Origin of the sequence: Paenarthrobacter sp. NPDC090517 (genome assembly GCF_044769165.1) — a bacterium.
GTDB lineage: Bacteria > Actinomycetota > Actinomycetes > Actinomycetales > Micrococcaceae > Arthrobacter.
On the sequence record NZ_JBIVXN010000008.1, the window covers coordinates 67,022 to 86,033 of the forward strand.

The window sequence follows — 19,012 nt, forward strand, 5'->3', positions numbered from 1 at the left end:
CGTGTAACCCTGACCGCCCGGCCGGAAACTATACAAGTATCCTGCAGTTCAGGGCTCTAATTATCAGGGGGAACAATCGTGCTTTCAGAGCGCGAATTGGCGTTCATCGCCATTCACAAAGACAGCTACCCGTCCGTTTTCAAGTTCGTCTGCCGACGTGTTGAATCCGCGGAGGTAGCTGAGGAGATCGCGGCCGACGTGTTTCGTGTCGTATGGCAAAAATGGACCGACGATTCCCGCCCGGACCTCCCGTACCTCTTGACGGTTGCACGGAACCTGGTGGGAAATGCGTATAGAAGCCGTGACAGGCGCCTGGCGCTACAGGAAAAACTGCGGACGACGGCGGTCCAGCGGTTTGGTGACAACTCCGAGAACGTTGCTGTCCAGGACGCGATGGACCGCCTGCGGGAGCAGGACCGCGACATTTTGCAGATGGCCTACTGGGACGGTTTGGGGAGCGCCGATATAGCGAAGGTGCTGCAGTGCAGTGAATCGGCGGCTAAAGTCCGCCTTCACCGCGCACGGACAGCCTTCAGGAATCAACTGCCTGCAGGGGCCGAATCGACTACACACAAGATGGGGGTCTGAAGACAATGGATCCGATCAAGAACCAGATATCAGCGATTGACCCGCTCACTATCGATCCAGTGGCGGAACCCAACGGCGAAGAAGCGCTCCACAAAATTCTGTCGGGGACCACGGTGTTCAGCGACAGCCGCCCGATCGCCGCAGTGACGTCCCTGGAACAGCGCCGGCGCCGCAAGGCCCAGATCGCCGGAGGACTGTTGCTCGGCGCTGCTGCCGTAACCGCCGGGGTGCTCGTGGCCGCCAACTTTGGTTCCGTGAACTCAGCGCCGGCGCCTGCCGTCACGGTTACGTCCCAAGAAGCGACACCGACACCCAGCGTTTCGGTGACCCCAACGCCAACTGCGACACCCTCAGCTACTCCGACCGCAACGCCCACAGTGGCCGCGCCGGTTACTGCGCCGCCCCCGGTTCCAACTGTCCCGGCGGTGGCACCAACACCGGTTTCGACAACGACCCAGCCGCCCGTTCCGATGGCCACGTCGCAAACGTTTACGTTCCCCGACGGACACATCTCCTTCACGTACCCGGTGGGCTGGACCGTTCGCCTGGAGCAAGGGCCTTCCGCGGGTGCCACCATCTTGGACGGCACCGGTGCCGAGGTTGCCTTTATGAGCAGTGGCTTCTACGGCGACGGGACCGGTGGCCCTGTGACCAGGACGGTGTATGACCGTGCAGTGGTCCCAGGTCTCACTGACAAGTCAGGTAATCCCGTGGAGTTCGGCTTCGCGGCCAATCAGGCCAGGTATGTTCCCTACGGGGCCCCCGCGGATAGTGCCCCGGTGCTGGATCCACCGAGCTACTTCATGGACCTGCGGATTGCTTCCGAACTCCAGCCCGGTGAGACGGGGTCCGGATCCAACCAGATCCTGATGCCCAACGGGTACATGTCCGCACGTGTCATCTTTGATATCAACAAGCAGCCAGCCTTCGCCACGCCGGAAGCTGCCAAGGCGTGGATGGGCAGCGCCCAGTATGGCCAGCTCAAGTCCATGCTCATGAGCGTGAGCTACAAATAAGCCCATCTGGGTAGCAGTTGAGGCCGTTCTGAAAGCTCAAAACGGCCTCAACTGCGACCTACTTGGGTTAGCGGACGGTGACCAGGTGGCTGGCGGGGTCGTACCGGAAGGTGACCGGGCCGCCGTCGTGCTTCAAGGCGATGTTGCTGCCGTTAGGGGCTCCGGCCAAGCCATAGTTCTCAGCCCATGACCCGTTGATCGCGGCCTTGAATTCGTAACTTCCTGCAGCGAGATTGGGCACAGAGAGCTTCCACAGTCCGTCATTGGCATCTAACGACAGCTGGGCTTGGGCGCAGTCCGGCATCCAATCGCCAGCGCAGCCGAGCTCGGAGTTCAGGCTTCCCGGCACGGAGACGGCAGCCGGCTGCTGTCCTGGAACAGCTGCGCTGATGACATTGGTGGCGTGGTCGTACAGGAACGTGACGGCACCACCAGTGTGCTGGAACACCACATTGGGGCCATCCAACTCGCCGCCCGCACCGTAGTTTTCGTCCCAGCTTCCGTTGAGCGCGGCCTTGAACTCGTAGGTTCCGGCCGGCAGATTGGGGACGTTCAACTGCCACAGCCGATGCGTCGGCTCGTAGCTCATGAGCGCCTGCTCGCAGCCCGGCTGCCAGTCCTCCGTGCAACCCAGTTCCGTGTTGAGGCTGCCGGCTACGGTGACGGTTTCGGGTTGGGTTGGTTCTCCCACCACGCCGCTCTTCGGCTCACTCGTCGACGTCTGCCCGCGGTTGTCCAACACCACCGCGCGATACTCCACTGAGGACCCCGACTCTACGGACGATACGTCGTGAAAAACTTGGTAGGGCGCGTTGTCGTCGGTGCCAATCGGCGTCCACTCGCCACCGGCATTACGCGCCTGAAAAGTGACTTCGTAGAACGAGTTACCGTCGACGTCGGCCGTCACCTTCAGGCGACTAGCGTCACCAGCCGCGGTGACCGGTTTCTTGAGCACGACGCCGGGTGCTGCCTTGGATTTGGCAAGTCGCCCCGCTGCTTCGTAAACCACAGCCGAAAGCGGTGGAACTGTGACTGAAAGGTTCGCTTGGGGGTCTGTCTTGGCGTTCTTTGCGGCGTCACCGTAGACCAGCTTGAACGGCTGCTTGGCTTCATACGTGGGGATCGCCGCGGTCTGGGCGGTCTCGCTGTTGTTTACCGCAACGATGTATTCGCGCTGCTCCTTTGCGTCAATACGGGAGAAGGCGTAAATCCCGGCGCCGTCCGCTGCATAGCGGTTCTGTTGGGCACCACTGCGGAGCGTTGGATGCTCAGCCGTGAGGGCCGCGAGTTCGCTGATCTTTTTGTAGAGCGGATGCTCGGTGTTGAAGTTGTCCGTGGCATGGGTGGAGCTGGTTCCCAGGAGGTCGTCATCCAGGTACTCCTGGACCTTGCTCGCGAACATCGTCTGCCGGGAATCCTGGTCCCCGCCGGCACCCGTAAAGCCCTGTTCGTCGCCGTAATAGACCACAGGATTGCCCCGTGAGAAGTACATCAGCTCATGGGCGAGCTCGTCGCGCTCCACCAGTTCGGTCTCGGAAGCTCCCACGTTGTCCTGGGCGATGAAGGTGCCGATGCGGCCCATGTCATGGTTTCCCAGGAAGGTGGGCAGTTGGTAGACGTTGGAATCGGCATCCGTGTACCAGTCATCCCCATTGAAGAAGTCCGCCAAGCCGGTGGCTTTGCTGCTCTGGGACGCGAAGCTCCGGGCTGCTCCTTGGAAGCCGAAGTCCAGTACTGCCTGCATCTGGTTCCTGGTGGTGAACTTGGACGTGATGCTCTTGGAGGTATCGAAGACCTCGCCGAACATGAAGAACTCATCCTTGCCTTGTTCCTTGGCAAAGCTGAGAACCTGGGGCCCGAACTGCTGCCAGAACTCGTCATTTACATGCTTCATGGTGTCAATCCGGAAGCCGTCAATCCCGAAGTCCCGGATCCATGTTTTGTAGACGTCCATCATTCCGTTCACCACCTTCGGGTTCTCGGTGAACAGGTCATCCAGCCCAAAGAAGTCGCCGTAGAGGGAGTCCTCGCCGGCAAAGTTGGTGTTGCCGCGGTTGTGATAGAGCGTGGGGTCGTTCAGCCAGGACGGAACCTTGACGTCCTTCTCGGCCTCGGGGACCACGGGCGTGTACGGGAAGGACGTCGCCGGGTCCAGGGCAGGGAAGTCCTGGGTCCCGGCATAATCGCGGTCATCGAAGACTTCCCCGGCGGCGGTCCGGTAGGGCTCGGTTTCCTTGGAAATGTACGGCGCCGAAGCAGTCTCCTGATACTGGATCACGTCCGCCGTGTGGTTGGTGATGATGTCGAAGTACACCTTCATGCCACGGGCGTGTGCGGTATCGATGAGGGTCTTCAACTCGGCGTTGGTGCCCAAGTGGGGGTCGATCTGGGTGAAGTCCGTGACCCAGTACCCGTGGTATCCGGCTGAACTGTTCGCCAGGGTGCCGTCACCTTGGACGGCTTTGTTTTTGAAGCTCGGCGTGAGCCAGAGTGAATTGGTGCCCAGCCCTTGGATGTAGTCCAGCTGGTCCTGGAGACCCTTTATGTCGCCGCCGTTAAAGAAGCCTTTACGCGTGGGGTCATAGCCGGAGACCATCGGATCAGAACCCAGCCCTCCGTCGTCGTTGGTCTTGGTGCCGTTGGCGAAGCGGTCGGCCATGACGAAGTAGAAGTTCTGATCGCTGAGACCGCCGCGGATTGAGTGCTGGGCTGCGGGATCCGTGCTCTTGGCTGGCGCGGCGCCTGCGGGGAGGATGGCCGAGGCGGTGAGGGCCGCCGTCGTCAATACAACTGCGGCGATTCGGCTGAGTGGTGGGCGCTGGGGGCAGGGGCGGTGTCTATTGCTGCGAGATAACAAGTGATGGAACCTTCCGCTAAGCGACAGTGCTGTGGGGCATAGGTGCTGTGTGACAAGTCACAACTGTAAGCGCTTGCGCAGTGTAAATCCAGAAAATTTCACGATTACAAAAGGTAAAAACGTCCTCTCTTTCTTACTGAATGGAAGCGCTTGCAGGTGTTCTAACCGAAATCTGTTGAAAATGCCGCTGTGCCCTTGCATCACTCCACAGCAAAACGCTATGCACATGCCCATAACCAAGCCCGCGTGACTTGCATAGGGTTGAAGAGATCTGCTTCACAAAAACGCCCCCGATCTACCTCCAAGGATGAGTTTCAACGATGAAGAGCATCGCCCTCCTGCGCGAACGAGCCACCCGCGTCATGCCTACCGGTTCCCACTGCCCGGCGTCAGGCCTGTGGAGCCCGGACTCCGATCCGGATGCCGTCCAGGTCTTCGCGGAAGGCCACATCCTCCCGGCGCACAATGGTGTACCCACTGTGTGGCGGCGCCGCACTGCCGCTGAAGTGTCGGCATGACCAGCACCATCCTGAACAGGCCCGCTGATTACCGCCACGTACCGGCGGCTGAGTGGACTGAACTCAGCTCCGGCGATCCCGTGTGGATCTACGACGTCGCGTGGGGCGCCGGGACCGGCCGCGTGGACGACGTTTCCAAGCACCAGGAATTGCTCTGGGTTATCCTCGAGCCGACCGGCCGCCGGCTCATCTGCGGAACGGACGACGTCGAGGTCTGGACCGCCTGAAAAGACTCGCCGAGATGGCATCTAATACCAATGTCTGAGCGGATCATACGTATTAAATGCCATCTCGGCGGTAGTTAACCGGCGGGAATCAGCACACTCGGAGAGCCGGTCTCCACCCGACTCACAACGCTGCCCGGCAAGCCGGTTTCACGGTCCAGTTTGAAGCTCACGACGTCGTCCGAGCCTTCGTTGGCGACGTACAGCCAGCCCTCGCGGACCAGGTGGTGGCGCGGCCACTCGCCGCCGCACGGCAGATCCGCGACGGGCTCCAGCTCAGCCCCGCCGTGCGACACCTTCAAAACACAAATGCGGTTGGATCCCCGCACGCCGACATAAGCGAAGCGGCCGTCCGGCGAGAGTGCAATCTCCGCGCCGGCGTCGCCCTCTTTTGCCCCTGCGGCACTCGCCGGAACTATGGTTGTCAGCTCGTAGGTGCCGTCCGGTTCCATCCGAAGGGCGGCCACTTCCACGGAATATTCGGTGTCCACAAACACTGTTCCGCTGTGATGGCGGGCCATGTGCCGGGGCCCGGAGCCCTTCGGCAGGATCACCTGGTGATCCAATTGCAGGCCCCCGGCCGGGGAGTACTGCCACGCCCTGACCAGATCATGCCCCAAGTCCGTGGTCATGACACGCCCGTCCGGGAGCATCAGGCTCGAGTGCGCCCGGCTGGGTCGCTGCTCGTCCGGAGACGTTGCGGTGTGGGGGTCGACGGCGGCCGCCGCGCTGGTGCGCGAGGTGATGGAACCATCGTCATCCAGTTCATACAAGATGACTTGGCCGTCACCCCAGCAGGTGGCCACAATGAAGCGTCCCTGCGGGTCGGTGGCTACGTGGCAGGTCGCTTCGCCGGCGGGCCAGGGATCGCCAAAAGCCTCCAGCTCAGCATCCCCCGTCCGGCGATACGCCCGCACGGTCTTGCCTTCCTCTGCTACGGCGTAAACCACCGGGAGTGAAGGGTGCAGTGCAAGGAACGACGGCGAGTCGGCGGCGATCGCCAAGCCAAGGGACGTCAGTTGGCCGTCATCATCGGCCGAAAGCGCGACGATGCCTTCGCCGTTGGCGTTCCTGTCGGCTGTGTAGGAACCAACCCAGATGAGCGTCTTTTGAGTAGCCATGATGATCAGTGCCCCTGTACGTCTGAGTCCACACCGGCGTCCGGTCCGGCGTCGAGGGTTTGCAATCGGGTGAGGTCGTCGTGGTCCAGTTCAAAGTCGAAAATGTCCAGGTTCTCCTTCATTCTTTGCGGATTTGCGGTTTTGGGTATGGCCACCAAGCCCTGCTGGATATGCCAGCGCAACACCACCTGGCCAGGCGTCTTAGCGTATTTATTGCCGATTCCGGCCAGCACTGGCGCGTTCAAGAGGTCGCTGCTGGCTCCCAGCGGGCTGTACGACTCGGTGATGATGCCGTTCGCTTTGTTGAAAGCCCGGGCGGCAGGCCTCGGAATAGAGGGGCTGACCTGGATCTGGTTGACCGCCGGAACAACATCAGTTTCCCTGAACAGTTGGTCCAGGTGGGCGGGCTTGAAGTTGGAAACACCAATGGATCGTGCTTTGCCGGAGGCCTGCAGTTCCTCGAAGGTCTTCCATGTGGACACGAATTCACCGCGGCGGGGGAGCGGCCAGTGGATCAAGAGGAGATCCACATATTCCAGCCCCAAACGCTCCAACGAACCTTCCAGCCCTGCCACAGCTTTACCGGAGCCTTGGAACTCACCGTCCAACTTGGTGGTGATGAAGAGTTCCTCGCGATTCACCCCGCAAGCCCGGATACCGTTGCCCACGCCCTTCTCGTTGCCGTACTTCTTCGCCGTGTCCACATGGCGGTAACCGTGCGACACCGCCTCCACCACGGCATCGGCAACCTGGGCATCATTCAACGGCCAGGTTCCGAGGCCCAGTTGCGGGATCTTGTGGCCGTCGTTGAGTTCAATGAGCGGGGCAATTGTCATGCGCGTGATCTCCTTTGGGTCTGTTGCTGTTCTACGCTGGCCGCTTGCTGCTTGGCAACAGCTACCGCAAGGACCATTCATGGAGCCGGTCACTCAACTCCATAAAATCCTCGCTCACTATCTGCAGTTCAGGATGGGTGTCATGCCACTCCACGATCTCCCTGGCGCCATCAGCAAACGGGATCGTGGCGCTGTAACCGGGGATCAGTGCCTTGATTTTGGAGTTGTCGAACACCACGGAGTGCGAGCGGTCGCCCAACAGATTCGGTCCGAGCTCCGAGCTGTGGGCTGCGATGGTGTCCGAAGAAACATGGAACAGTTCCGGTTCTTCCACCCCGGCCGCACGCGCAAACAAGCGGTAGATCTGGTTCCATGGCAGGAACTCGTCAGAGGTAATCGTGTAGCTCTCACCCACGGCTTGCGGCCGGCCCAGAAGACCGACGAAGGCCTTGGCAAAATCCCGGGTATGGGTCAGCGTCCAAAGGGACGTTCCATCGCCGTGCACCATGATCGGCATTCCGGCTCGCATCCGGTGGATGTCGGTCCAGCCGCCCACCATCGCGATCTTGGTCCGGTCATAAGTGTGGGACGGCCGGACTACTGTCAACGGGAAGTCCTGCTCACGGTAGGCCTCGAACAGCAGTTCCTCGCAAGCGATCTTGTCCCGCGAGTACTGCCAGAACGGGTTTTTCAGCGGCGTTGATTCCCGAATCGGCAGCGTAGTGGGTGGCTTCTGGTACGCCGAAGCAGAACTGATGAAAACGTACTGTCCGGTCCGCCCCCGGAATAGTTCCAACCCGGCCCGAGCCTGATCCGGTGTGTAGGAGATGAAGTCCGCAACGGCGTCGAACTCTCTTCCTTGAAGTACCTCGCGCACGGCGGCGGCGTCCCGAACGTCCGCGTGGAGTATTTCCGCGCCGTCCGGCACCGGCCTGCCAGCTGACCGTCCCCTGTTGAGGATGGTCAGCCGGTGGCCCAATGCGACGGCGCGTTCAGCCGCCGCCGCACTGATAACCCCGGTCCCGCCAATGAACAGGATGTTCCGCGGTGAGACGGTGTCCGCTGCCGTTCCGAGGGTGGTGGGACGGGAACTGCTCACCAGGCGTAGTCCTCGGGGGCGGTGCGGTGGCCCGGGAAGATATCGTCGAGGCGTTTGAGAGCGTCCTCGTTCAGGGTGACGTCCAAAGCGCGGATAGCAGCGTCAAGCTGCTCCTGGGTTCGAGGTCCCACAATCGGAGCTGTCACGGCAGGCTGGTGAAGCAGCCAAGCCAACGCTACATCGCCGGGCGCATGGCCCACTTCATCCGCGAAATCCTCGTACTGGCGGATCTGCTCCTCATGCTTCATGAGGGTCTCCAGAGCCCGGCCCTCGGTGCGGCGAACACCCTGCTCTTCCTTCTTCAGCACACCACCAAGGAGCCCACCCTGCAGCGGGGACCACGGGATCAGGCCAAGGCCGTATTGCTGCGCGGCAGGAATGACTTCCAGCTCAACTTCGCGCCGGAACAGGTTGTAGATGGACTGTTCGCTGACGAGACCCGTGTAATTCCGCCTCCGGGCAGCTTCCTGGGCTTGGGCGATGTGCCAACCAGCAAAATTGCTGCTGCCCGAGTACAGGATCTTTCCCTGCTGGACAGCTACCTCGATAGCCTGCCAGATCTCGTCCCACGGCGTATCCCGATCGATGTGGTGGAACTGGTAAATGTCGATGTAGTCCGTCTGAAGCCGCTTCAGGCTGGCATCGAGTGCACGGCGGATATTGAGCGCCGACAGTTTGGACTCGTTAGGGCGGTCCGTCATGGTGCCATACAACTTGGTGGCCAGGACGGTGCGCTCGCGGCGCTCGCCGCCCTTCGCGAACCATCGACCGATGATTTCCTCGGTCCAGCCGCGGTGTCCGGTTCCTCCGTACACGTTGGCGGTGTCGAAGAAGTTGATGCCGGAATCCAGTGCAGAGTCCATGATCGAGTGCGCTGTCGCTTCGTCCGTCTGCGGACCGAAGTTCATGGTGCCCAGGCAGAGACGTGAAACTTTCAAGCCGGAACGGCCCAGATGCGTGTACTGCATGTTTGTCCTTTTCTTAGAGCTGGGTGAAAGCAGCGACGGCGGGGTCAGACCCTATGCGGGCGCCCGCCTCAAGTGCCGTGATGGCAGCCAGTTCGGATTCGGTGAGGGTAAGATCGGCCGCGCCGAAGTTTTCGCGCATCCTCTTCGAATCCGCGGACTTGGGGATCACGATGGTCCCTTGCGCGAGATGCCAGGCCAGAATCACCTGTGCAGGAGTAGTGCCGTGGGCAGCCGCCACCAGGGCTACCTGCTCGGAGTTCAGGTCCTTGCCCTGGCCCAGCGGGCTGTAAGCCTCCACGGCGATGCTGAGGTCGCGGCACTTGTTGGCCAGCTCGCCCTGTTGGTACGTGGGGTGGACCTCGATCTGGTTTACGGCGGGAACTACATCTGCTTCTTTTAGCAACGTGTCCAAGTGGTCCGAGAGGAAGTTGGAGATGCCGATGGCCCGGATCTGCTTGTCCTGGTACAGCTTCTCCATCTCTTTCCACGCCTGCGTGTAGAGGCCCTGCGAAGGGACCGGCCAGTGGATCAGGTACAGGTCGATAACTTCAAGGCCCAAGGCGTCGCGGCTGCGCTGGAAGGCGTCATAGGCCTCGCCTTGCTCCCCGTTGCGGAGCTTGGTGGTGATAAAGAGTTCTTCGCGGGGGATCCCCGAGGCCGCGACGGCAGCGCCGACTCCTGCCTCGTTGCGGTAGGCAGCCGCGGTGTCGATGTGACGGTAGCCGGCTTCCAAGGCGTCTTCCACGACCTTCTGCGTTTCCTCAGCAGGTACTTGGAAGACACCGAATCCGAGCTGGGGGATGGTGACGCCGTTGTTCAATGTCAGCTCTGGCATGACGGTCTCCTTCGACGGAATGGTTATGGTGGTGACACTCCAGAAAGCGTTTTCGGAGGCTCTGTACTGAGCCTATTCACTTTTGGCGGCAGAGTCAGCAGTCCAACCTGATCCTGTTTTTCCTAGGTCTGGTAGTCCTACCCAAAATGGTGGTCTTTCACACGCCCCGAACGGCAGAATGGACGGATGGGTCAAAGCGCCGAGTTCGGTAAATTCCTCAAGGTCATGCGTGCCCGTCTCTCACCGGAGGACGCTGGAGCGCAAGAGTCCAGCGGTGCCCGCAGGGTGCCCGGACTCCGCCGCGAAGAAGTTGCCAGACTCTCCGGAGTGAGCACCGACTACTACACCCGTCTGGAACAGGGACGCAACATCCACCCATCCAAGGCGGTCCTCGACTCTGTGGCCCGCGCTCTGCGCCTGGATGCCGGGGAGCATGCTCACATGATGGACCTCCTGGAGCACTGTGCAAGTTCCGCGGGTAATCCCGGTCCCGTGCAAAAGGTGAGGCCAGGGCTCCGACAGCTGCTCGACGCCGTCGGTGACGTTCCTGCCATGGTGCTGGGCAGGCGCGCGGATGTCCTGGCCGGAAACCGGATGGCCCACCTGCTCTTTACCGACTTCCCCTCACTCCCCGCCGGGGAGAGGAACCTGACCCGCTGGATCATCCTGGATCCCTTGGCGGGGCAGCTGTTCAGAGACTGGAAAACCGTAGCCGCTGAAGCTGTGGGTGCCCTCCGGATGGACGTGGGCCGGCATCCGAACGATCCGCAGACCAGCCAACTCGTGGGCGAGCTTGCCGTGCACAGCGAGCATTTCCGGCAGTGGTGGGCCGGGCACAGGGTGGCATCGCGATCCGCTGGCACAGTGCGGCTGCACCACCCGATAGTGGGTGACCTGGAACTGAACTTTGAGACGCTGAGTCTCCCGGACGACCCCGACCAGATGCTGAGGATCTATTCCGCGAAGGCAGGTTCGCCGTCGTCGGACGCTTTAACCCTCCTGAGCCTCGGCGAGGCGGCCGCCGTGCCCGTTCGCAGACCCGAACCCGCGCGTCGAGACGACAGTTGACGCCCATGTTTTCCGAAAACATGGGCGTCAACTGCCATCTCACGGGGTGGGTAAAGGGGTAATCAGCGCTCCAGGCGGAAACCAAGCTTGATGGTGACCTGCCAGTCGGCAACTGCGCCGTCCTCGAGGTGGCCGCGGATTTCCTTGACCTCAAACCAGTCCAGGTTCCGCAGGGTCTGGGAGGCTGTTGCGATGCCGTTCTTGATCGCGTCGTCAACGCCCTCGGTGGAAGTTCCTACAATTTCGGAAACGCTATATGTGTGGCCAGCCATGGTGCTCCTCATCAACGTCTTACGAATCTCTGGAAAATCAGGCCCGCCAGGCAGGCCGTCCATGCAGACTAGCCCACGGATCACCGTGCGGCCAGAGTCTGCATGGGCTTAGCTTTCGCGCCAGTCGTTGCTGATAATGTGCGAACCTGCCTGCGGTCCCATCTGCAACATTCCGCCGTCCACCGGCCATGAAGCGCCGTTGACGTAGCTGGAATCCGGTGATGCCAGGAAGGCGATGACAGCGGCGATTTCCCGGGCATCGCCGGGGCGCCCCAGCGGAACTCCGGGCCGTTCCTTCTTGGTGGGGTCCTCATCCTCCTGGCCTGTCATGGGAGTGGCGATTTCGCCCGGCGCCACGTTGTTGGCAGTGATGCCGTGCTCAGCGAGTTCCAGTGCCATGGTTTTTATGAGGCCACCCAGGCCATGCTTGGACGCGTCGTACGCCGAGGCTCCAACCCTCGGCTGGAACTCATGAACGCTGGTGACAGCGATGATCCGCCCACCGCGGCCGGCCTTCACCATACGCTTGGCTGCTGTTTGCATTGCGACGAAAGCCCCGTTGAGGTTGGTGTCCAACGTGGACATCCACGTGTCGTAGTCCAGCTCAAGGAATTTAGTGCCATCGCCGGTTCCGGAGTTGTTGACGAAGACGTCCACGCCGCCAAGTTCCTCAGCGAGTTTGTCGATGGCTGCAGCTGTTCCCTGGACATCCGTTGTGTCCAGTTGGTGGACCACAGCTTTCCGGCCCAAGCCGCGGACCTCCTCCGCGGTTTCCTCAGCTCCCTGCTGGTCCGAGTGCCAGGTGATTCCTACGTCCATGCCCGCCTTGGCCAAGGCCACCGCAGTGGCCTTTCCGATGCCGGAATCCGATCCCGTGACGATGGCGGTCTGCGGGGAGAATGGTGCGTCGCTCATTGTCGTGCCTTTCGGTCGTGTGATCGTTCCTACGATTTATCCCTACCCTCGGATTTCCGCCGTAAACACTCCCGGCGCAAAAGGGTCATCCCGGTGCGGGGTGATCGAGTGTAGATTTCTTGCAGCAGCACCTAGTGAATCCCCACAACCAGGAGTACTCATGTCAGAAGTTATTGTGGTCGGCGTTGACAGCAGCGAGACGGCCAAGCGCGCAGCAGTGGCAGCAGCGAAGCTCGCCACCGCTCTCGGTGCCGAACTGCACGTGATCAGCGGCTTCTCCGATGACCGCATCGAAGAGTTCGGCAGCGGCAGCGACCGCATCACCGTCTCCTCGGCGGACTCCGCGGAATACGTGGCACGCAAGGTCTCCGAAGAGCTGGACGTTCCCGCCGGCAACATCAAGTACTTCGCGGCCCGCGGCACTCCGGCCAACGCCCTCATCAACTATGCCGAGACCAACAACGCCTCGCTGATCGTGGTGGGCAACAAGCGCATGAAGGGCCTCGGCCGCGTTCTGGGCAGCATCGCCAACAGCGTGGCGCATGGTGCTCCCTGCGACGTGTACATCGTGAACACCGACGTCGACGCGTAGCCAACGTATGTAGGTAGCAGCACAGGCCGTTCTGGAAGCTCAGAACGGCCTGTGCTGCTACTTAGTTGTGGCTGTCTCCCGGTTGGGTTAGCGGCGGGTTTTCCCGGCGGCTTTCGTGAGGCCCTTGAGAACAAGGACCACGCCAGTGCCCACCAGGAGCCACGGCCCGGCCACGATGATCGGGTCCATCCACTGGTGCTTGGTGTCTGCACGCTTTCTGCCCCGCCGAGAAGCCCAACCGTGGTTCTTGAACTCGCTCAGCACGCCGGTTTCCGTGATCGGGTTATCCGGATGCAGCGTGCCAAATGACCGCAAGTGGCTCTCCCAAGCGTCGACTCGGTCACCTGCGATCAGGAGCAGCCAGTGCGCCGCCCGCCCTTCGCTGTATTTATAGGCGTACTTCCGGATAGCTCCTGAAACACCCTTTGGTGGGGTTGATGTACCAAAAACAGGTGTCAGGAACTTGTGCTCAATAGAGCGTTCCCGTGGCCACTTTTCCTCCTGGCGCTCCGGGAAGTCCCAATGCGCCCCCGTGGGAATCCCGCGTTGCTCGCGCGGAAACGCCGGCCGATCCTTGGGGTCCAGGTCCACGCCCCAGCCCGGGATTTTGGCCCGGAGCTCCTCGGGCGTTGGCCTTGGTCGGGGCCTTTCTGCTGTGTACGGCATGATGTTCCTCCTTGCTTTGCCTGCTCCAGCTGGCACTAAGCCTGATCAGCCGTCTAGGCGGCCGTGGTCACGATCGGCTTGATGCAGTCATCCAGCTTGGCCGAGAAGATGTGATAACCCTCGGCGATGTGTTCCAGCGGAATCCGGTGGGTAATGATGTCGCTGGGCTTCAGGTAGCCATTCTGGACATGCTCGAACAGCCGGGGCCACTGCCTTTTGACTGGACACTGGTTCATCCGCAGCGTCAGCCCCTTGTTCATGGCATCGCCAAATTTCACTGCACTGAACATCGGGCCATAGGCACCCACCACCGACACCGTTCCGCCTTTACGGACGGAATCGATTGCCCAATTCAAAGCAACAGGCGAACCGCCCTGCAGCTTGAATTTCGACGACGTGATGTGTTGGGTCAGGTTGCCGTCAGCTTCAGCTCCGACGGCGTCAATCACCACGTCTGCGCCCAGGTGGTCCGTTGCTTTCTTCATCTCCACCACGATGTCGTCGTATTCCGTGAAGTTGTACGTTTCCGCGTGGGCAAACGTCCGGGCCTTCTCCAGCCGATACTCGAGATGGTCGATGACAATGACCCTGCCCGCACCCATCAACCAAGACGACTTCGCCGCGTAGAGTCCGACGGGCCCCGCCCCGAACACAACCACCGTGTCACCCTGTTCGATGTCACCCAATTGCGCCCCGAAGTAGCCAGTGGGCAGGGCGTCGGTGAGCATCACCGCATCTTCCTGATCCATCCACTCGGGAATTTTGGTGGGCCCGACGTCGGCGAACGGCACGCGCACGAACTCCGCCTGGCCGCCGTCGTAACCACCGGTGGTGTGGGAGTAACCGTAAATGCCGCCCACCGCCGTCGCGTTCGGATTGACGTTGTGGCAGTTGGAATACAGACCGCGGGCGCAGAAGTAGCAGGACCCGCAGTAGATATTGAAGGGCACCATCACGCGGTCCCCGACTTGTAGGTTTTCCACCGACGAGCCAACCTCGTGGACCTCTCCCACGAATTCATGCCCGAAGGTCATTCCCACCCGCGTATCCGGCATCATGCCGTGATACAGGTGCAGGTCTGAGCCGCAGATCGCGGCTCCGGTTACCCGGACTATAGCGTCATTGGGATGCTCAATCCGGGGGATATCTTTTTCTTCGACCCTGACCTTATAAGGGCCGCGGTACACCATCGCTCGCATTTTCGCCGCCTCCAACAGCTAGCTGTCGATACAGGTAAAAATGCTAAGCCTCCTTATTATCTGTGTCCAGTTCTTTTTCCAAGCTGGGGAGCCCCGCAGTTAGTGGCCTTGAAAGGCCTCGGCCAGCCACCACGAACCGCCATCTGAGGCAATCTTCGCGTCGATGACCAGCGGCCGGTCCTGCGTTCCGGCCCGGTAAGCGGCGATCCAGGGGCGCGCGGCATCCAGATCCGCCACGGTCCGCACGGTGATGCCTTCAGCGCCGAAGCCGCGGGCGATGGCAGCGATGTCGGTCTCGGGAAACACCACGCTGGAGAGATCCTTCTCGGAATGCTCCGAAGCAAAGTGGTGTACCTCTGCCCCGTAGGCTGCGTCGTTGTAGACGATGCACACCAGGGGGAGTTTGAGCCGGGCGGCGGTCTCGAGTTCGCTGATGCCCATGAGGAATCCACCGTCCCCGGCACCCAGGACAGGGAGCCGTTGCGGTTGGGCGAGGGCGGCGCCGACGGCCGTGTAGAGTCCGAGCCCGATTGCTTGGAATGCCTGGGTGAAGCAGAACCCGAACTCGTCCGGCACGGCGAGGTATTGGCTGGGGTAGCCCATGAAGTTGCCTGAATCGACTGCCACGATCCGCTCGGCAGGGAGCATAGTGTCGAGTTCGCGGGTGAGGACTCGGGGATCGATGGACGTTGCCGTGGACAGGTCTTCGGTGTGGACGTCCCGCCATCTGGAGCCCTGTTTGATGGCCAAGGCGTTGGCTTCGGTGCGGTACTTTTCAGCGGGCTCGGACTGCCTGGAGCGCAGCGCCGTCAGAGCATCCAGCGCTGTCAACGCCGAATCACCCAGCAGGCCAAGGGTGATGGGACGGTTGGCGCCCAGTGCGGAGTCTTCGACGTCGATCTGCACCACTTTGGTGCCTGCGGAGATCAGCCGCCCGTGCCGCATGGTCCACATGTTCAGCGCGCAACCCCAACCCACAATCAGGTCCGCACCGCTGATCAGTTGGGCGGTCAGCGGGGAGGAGAAACCGCCGGAGATGCCGAGGTTGTGGGAGTCACCATTGAACAGCCCACTAGCCACCGCGGACGTCGCCACCAAGGCGCCGGCATGCCGCGCGAGTTCCAGGATCTCGTCCCGTGCACCACGTCCGCCGCGTCCGGCGACGAACACGGGCCGTTCCGCGGCCGCGATCAGTACCACCAATTCCTCAACGGCGGCAGCGTCCGGGCGCACCTTCAACGGCTCAGGCACGACGACGGCACTCACCTCGTCTGCCGCGGAGCCGCTTTGGACGTCCAGTGGCAGGCTAAGGACCACTGTCCGGCGCTCGTTCACCGCCGTCCGGAAAGCCCGAACGGTGTCCGCGACGGCCGTGGCGGGGGAGTGGATGCGCTCGGCCACCGCCCCGACGCTGCGGGCCAGTCCGTCCTGGTCGATCTTGAAGTTGGACCTGATCGCTGCGGCTTGGGTGTCGGCTGTGAGAACGATCATGGGGGTGCGGCTTTTCGCTGCCTCGCCGATTCCGGTGATGGCGTTGCTCAGCCCGCACCCTTGATGCGTGGTCACGACACCCACCTTGCCGGACATCCGCGAGTAGGCGTCGGCCATGGTCGCGGCGCCGCCCTCATGCCGGGCTGCTGTGAACCCGATGCCTTCGGCCATGAGGGTGCCGGTGACATCGAAGTTGCCGGAGCCGACCACGCCGAAAACATGCCCGGCACCGAGCTTCGCCAGCGTCCTGCCTACCAGTGTGGAGACCCGTACCTGCTCGCTCATGCTGTTTCCACCGTGTCGTTTGCAATCCTGTCCTTTTCAACCAGTGCGTACACACGGCTGGGGCTGCCCGTGCCGCCCACGATCGGCAATGGTGCCACCACCAACGTGGCGCCGGTGACGGGAAGCCGGTCCACGTTCCGCAGCGAGGTCACGCCATACTTGTCGGCGCCCAGGAGGAAGGAGTGGACAGGGAACATCGGATCCAAGGCACCGGCCTGGCCGGCGTCGATGCCCACGGTCTCAACACCGAAACCGCTGATTGAGGTGTTACCGGCAAGCCACTTGGCACCCGCGGCAGAGACCCCCGGAGTGTGGGGACCGGCGTCGTCCGCGTTGACGAACGCCGCCGCGTCAGTGCCACGTGCCGCCCAACCGGTCCGGAAAATGACCCAGCAATTCTGAGGGAAGGCACCGTGCTGTTCTTGCCACTGCTCGAAGTGTTCCGGTTCCAACAGGAAATCAGGATTGCCGGAAACCTCGGCGGTCTTGTCGATGACCGCAATGGGACCCACCAGCCGGTGTGGTTCGATCTGGTCCACGGATTTTCCGTCCTTGCCGGTGATCCAGTGAACTGGGGCATCGAGGTGCGTCCCGGCGTGTTCGCCTACGGTGACGTCGTTCCACGCCCAGGCGGGGCCAGCGTCGTCGAAACTGCTCACCGGCGAGACCGACAACCCGACGGTGTTCGCGAACGGTTGCGGCAGGTTCAGGATGGGGGTTTCGGAGCTCAGGGGCGTGGTGAGATCGATGATTTCCACCGAACCACTCGAGAGGGCTGCAGTGAGCCCGGCCAGAACAGACATTGTTCTCCTATCGCTTGCTTGGTTTCAGTGCTGCTTGAATACGGGAAAGCCGTGAGGGTGGTGCCTTCAGTTTTTGGGCCACCAGGTGTCCGGAGCCACCTGAGAGGCCAGGGCCCGGATGGGTGGAAGCGCCGATGTGCCAGAGACCGTCGACGGCGGTTTGGTGGCCTGCCGCCGCAGGAAAGGGTCGCCAGAGCAAGTTTTGGAAGAGTTCCGCGGAGCCACCATAGGGGTCGCCGTTGACGGCATTGGGATTCGCGGACATCAGGTCCGTGGGAGCGATGATGTCTGAGGCCAGGACCGTGGCGCGGGTTCCTGGAGCGAACTGCTCCAATCGGTCGAGGACCCGTTCCAGGTAGCCCTGTTTCAGTTCGTGGGTCCAACCTTCACCAACTGGCAGTCGGCCCGCCGCATCACCGATGGGAGAGAAGGGGACTTCCTGGAGTTGCAGCCAGAGCGTGGCCTTGCCCTCCGGAGCGCGGGACGGGTCCAGGACGCATTGCTGCCCCACCACCACGGTGGGTTCGCTGGGCAACAGGCCGGCTTCTGCCTGGGCGCAGGCGATCCCGGTGCTGTCCGAGCCATTGCTGATGTGAACCAGAGGAACCTCATTGAGCCGCGGATCGAGCCACTCCACAGGCTTGTCCAAAGCCAGATGGATCTGCATGGCGCCGCGGCCGTTTTGGTAGCGTTCGGCGGCTTCGGCAGTACCGGTCGGCGCTTGGCGAAGTAGCTGGGAGTAGAGGGCTTGGGGCGAAACGTTTGCGAGCACCGTCTTGGCAGAAACTACTCCCTGTGAAGTCCGCACTCCAGCCACTGACCCTTCAGCCACCAGAATCTCCTCGGCCTCCGCGCCCAGCATGATCCGGACCCCGTTGTCGCGCAGCAACGACTCAAAGGCCGCCACGAACCTTGATGCCCCGCCTTTTACGATCGGGAGTCCGAAGCCATGCATGCTCATGGCCATCACGGGCAGCATGACACCCCCTGTTGCTTGGTCCGGGCCGAGTCCTGCGTGCAAGAGCCAAGGAGACCACAGCTGGTCTGCTTCCCACCCGTCAAAGCGGCTGCGGGTGTAGTTCCGGCCGCTCATCACCGAATCCCGGATAAAAGCCTCCGTGCCACTGAAGCGACCGCGGCGAACAGCCCCAAGCGCAATCTTGGCCACCTCCCCGAACGAGCGGAGTTCCGCCCCGAAGGCACCAAAAATGGTGCCGGCATTCCGCCCAAGATCATCCAACATGGCCATATAGGCGGCCTGATCACCAGGGGCCTTGAACGCAGCAGCCGTCTCAGCCGGATCACGCTGGGCAATGACCACGCGGTGGGCTCCGGTGGTCGGGTCCGCAGCAACACTGGCCGTCACTGGGCCGGTGGTGTTGCAGTACTCCAGGCCCCTGGCGTGCAGTTCCTTACCCAGCGCCCCGTAGGCGCCGCCGGACACGAATAACGGGTGCCAGGAAGAGAAGGAGTCGTGGATGAAGCCCGGAAGGGTCCGCTCGGCTGACTGAATGAAACCGCCCAGCCGGTCCGAGCGCTCCACAATGCACACGCGCTTCCCGGCCAAGGCCAACTCAGCCGCCGCCACCAAGGAGTTAATGCCTGATCCAATGATCGCGACGTCAAGGGAATCGTCCATACCCGCACCTTTCAGAAGTA

19 protein-coding genes are annotated in these 19,012 nt (G+C 61.9%); 6 read left to right on the forward strand and 13 right to left on the reverse strand.

Annotated features, from left to right (window positions below; all coding sequences use genetic code 11):
- Positions 1 to 78: 78 nt before the first annotated feature.
- Together ACIQTW_RS19770 and ACIQTW_RS19775 are read left to right on the forward strand one after the other, a co-directional pair.
- Positions 79 to 588 (forward strand): RNA polymerase sigma factor, encoded by a 510-nt coding sequence (locus ACIQTW_RS19770; RefSeq protein ID WP_402940583.1) that lies wholly within the window; start codon positions 79 to 81, stop codon positions 586 to 588.
- A 5-nt stretch (positions 589 to 593) separates the two neighbouring features.
- Positions 594 to 1,604, forward strand: a complete 1,011-nt coding sequence (locus ACIQTW_RS19775) for a hypothetical protein (protein WP_402940585.1) — start codon at positions 594 to 596, stop codon at positions 1,602 to 1,604.
- A gap of 67 nt (positions 1,605 to 1,671) precedes the next feature.
- On the opposite strand, the gene ACIQTW_RS19780 is transcribed toward ACIQTW_RS19775, so the two are convergent.
- Positions 1,672 to 4,461: an alpha-amylase family glycosyl hydrolase gene (locus ACIQTW_RS19780; protein WP_402940588.1), complete on the reverse strand. Its 2,790-nt coding sequence runs from the start codon at positions 4,459 to 4,461 to the stop codon at positions 1,672 to 1,674.
- A 320-nt stretch (positions 4,462 to 4,781) separates the two neighbouring features.
- On the opposite strand from ACIQTW_RS19780, the gene ACIQTW_RS19785 reads away from it, so the two are divergent.
- Together ACIQTW_RS19785 and ACIQTW_RS19790 are read left to right on the forward strand one after the other, a co-directional pair.
- The gene (locus ACIQTW_RS19785; protein WP_017197046.1) at positions 4,782 to 4,979 is read left to right on the forward strand and encodes a hypothetical protein; all 198 of its coding nucleotides are present in this window, start codon (positions 4,782 to 4,784) and stop codon (positions 4,977 to 4,979) included.
- The gene (locus ACIQTW_RS19790; protein ID WP_017197047.1) at positions 4,976 to 5,206 is read left to right on the forward strand and encodes a hypothetical protein; all 231 of its coding nucleotides are present in this window, start codon (positions 4,976 to 4,978) and stop codon (positions 5,204 to 5,206) included. Before ACIQTW_RS19785 ends, ACIQTW_RS19790 begins: the two co-directional genes overlap by 4 nt.
- A 74-nt stretch (positions 5,207 to 5,280) precedes the next feature.
- Here the strand turns inward: ACIQTW_RS19790 and ACIQTW_RS19795 are convergent, their stop codons facing one another.
- The 5 genes from ACIQTW_RS19795 to ACIQTW_RS19815 all read right to left on the reverse strand — a co-directional run bounded on the left by ACIQTW_RS19795 (position 5,281) and on the right by ACIQTW_RS19815 (position 10,062).
- On the reverse strand, positions 5,281 to 6,324 hold the full coding sequence (locus ACIQTW_RS19795) for a lactonase family protein (RefSeq protein ID WP_402940592.1): 1,044 nt from the start codon (positions 6,322 to 6,324) through the stop codon (positions 5,281 to 5,283).
- Positions 6,325 to 6,329: 5 nt separating this feature from the next.
- On the reverse strand, positions 6,330 to 7,160 hold the full coding sequence (locus ACIQTW_RS19800; protein WP_402940595.1) for an aldo/keto reductase: 831 nt from the start codon (positions 7,158 to 7,160) through the stop codon (positions 6,330 to 6,332).
- Positions 7,161 to 7,221: 61 nt separating this feature from the next.
- Complete coding sequence (locus ACIQTW_RS19805; RefSeq protein ID WP_402940598.1) at positions 7,222 to 8,259, reverse strand: NAD-dependent epimerase/dehydratase family protein; 1,038 nt, start codon at positions 8,257 to 8,259, stop codon at positions 7,222 to 7,224.
- A complete protein-coding gene (locus tag ACIQTW_RS19810) occupies positions 8,256 to 9,227 on the reverse strand; it encodes an aldo/keto reductase (protein WP_402940601.1) in 972 nt (323 codons plus the stop codon). Before ACIQTW_RS19810 ends, ACIQTW_RS19805 begins: the two co-directional genes overlap by 4 nt.
- Before the next feature lie 13 nt (positions 9,228 to 9,240).
- On the reverse strand, positions 9,241 to 10,062 hold the full coding sequence (locus ACIQTW_RS19815) for an aldo/keto reductase (protein WP_402940604.1): 822 nt from the start codon (positions 10,060 to 10,062) through the stop codon (positions 9,241 to 9,243).
- Between the two features lie 186 nt (positions 10,063 to 10,248).
- Between ACIQTW_RS19815 and ACIQTW_RS19820 the strand changes: the two genes are divergently transcribed.
- On the forward strand, positions 10,249 to 11,130 hold the full coding sequence (locus tag ACIQTW_RS19820; protein ID WP_402940607.1) for a helix-turn-helix transcriptional regulator: 882 nt from the start codon (positions 10,249 to 10,251) through the stop codon (positions 11,128 to 11,130).
- Positions 11,131 to 11,192: 62 nt separating this feature from the next.
- On the opposite strand, the gene ACIQTW_RS19825 is transcribed toward ACIQTW_RS19820, so the two are convergent.
- Both ACIQTW_RS19825 and ACIQTW_RS19830 read right to left on the reverse strand, forming a co-directional pair.
- A complete protein-coding gene (locus ACIQTW_RS19825) occupies positions 11,193 to 11,402 on the reverse strand; it encodes a dodecin (RefSeq protein WP_011773002.1) in 210 nt (69 codons plus the stop codon).
- Positions 11,403 to 11,510: 108 nt separating this feature from the next.
- A complete protein-coding gene (locus tag ACIQTW_RS19830; RefSeq protein ID WP_402940610.1) occupies positions 11,511 to 12,317 on the reverse strand; it encodes an SDR family oxidoreductase in 807 nt (268 codons plus the stop codon).
- Positions 12,318 to 12,477: 160 nt separating this feature from the next.
- Between ACIQTW_RS19830 and ACIQTW_RS19835 the strand changes: the two genes are divergently transcribed.
- On the forward strand, positions 12,478 to 12,909 hold the full coding sequence (locus tag ACIQTW_RS19835) for a universal stress protein (RefSeq protein WP_054808808.1): 432 nt from the start codon (positions 12,478 to 12,480) through the stop codon (positions 12,907 to 12,909).
- A gap of 87 nt (positions 12,910 to 12,996) precedes the next feature.
- Here the strand turns inward: ACIQTW_RS19835 and ACIQTW_RS19840 are convergent, their stop codons facing one another.
- The 5 genes from ACIQTW_RS19840 to ACIQTW_RS19860 all read right to left on the reverse strand — a co-directional run bounded on the left by ACIQTW_RS19840 (position 12,997) and on the right by ACIQTW_RS19860 (position 18,992).
- The gene (locus tag ACIQTW_RS19840) at positions 12,997 to 13,575 is read right to left on the reverse strand and encodes a hypothetical protein (protein ID WP_402940613.1); all 579 of its coding nucleotides are present in this window, start codon (positions 13,573 to 13,575) and stop codon (positions 12,997 to 12,999) included.
- A gap of 53 nt (positions 13,576 to 13,628) precedes the next feature.
- Positions 13,629 to 14,774 carry a zinc-dependent alcohol dehydrogenase gene (locus tag ACIQTW_RS19845; RefSeq protein ID WP_402940616.1) on the reverse strand — a complete coding sequence of 382 codons (1,146 nt, stop codon included), beginning with the start codon at positions 14,772 to 14,774 and terminating at the stop codon, positions 13,629 to 13,631.
- A 99-nt stretch (positions 14,775 to 14,873) separates the two neighbouring features.
- The gene (locus ACIQTW_RS19850) at positions 14,874 to 16,550 is read right to left on the reverse strand and encodes a thiamine pyrophosphate-binding protein (protein ID WP_402940619.1); all 1,677 of its coding nucleotides are present in this window, start codon (positions 16,548 to 16,550) and stop codon (positions 14,874 to 14,876) included.
- On the reverse strand, positions 16,547 to 17,353 hold the full coding sequence (locus ACIQTW_RS19855; RefSeq protein ID WP_402940622.1) for a cyclase family protein: 807 nt from the start codon (positions 17,351 to 17,353) through the stop codon (positions 16,547 to 16,549). Before ACIQTW_RS19855 ends, ACIQTW_RS19850 begins: the two co-directional genes overlap by 4 nt.
- 7 nt (positions 17,354 to 17,360) lie before the next feature.
- A complete protein-coding gene (locus tag ACIQTW_RS19860; protein ID WP_402940625.1) occupies positions 17,361 to 18,992 on the reverse strand; it encodes a phytoene desaturase family protein in 1,632 nt (543 codons plus the stop codon).
- Positions 18,993 to 19,012: the final 20 nt, after the last annotated feature.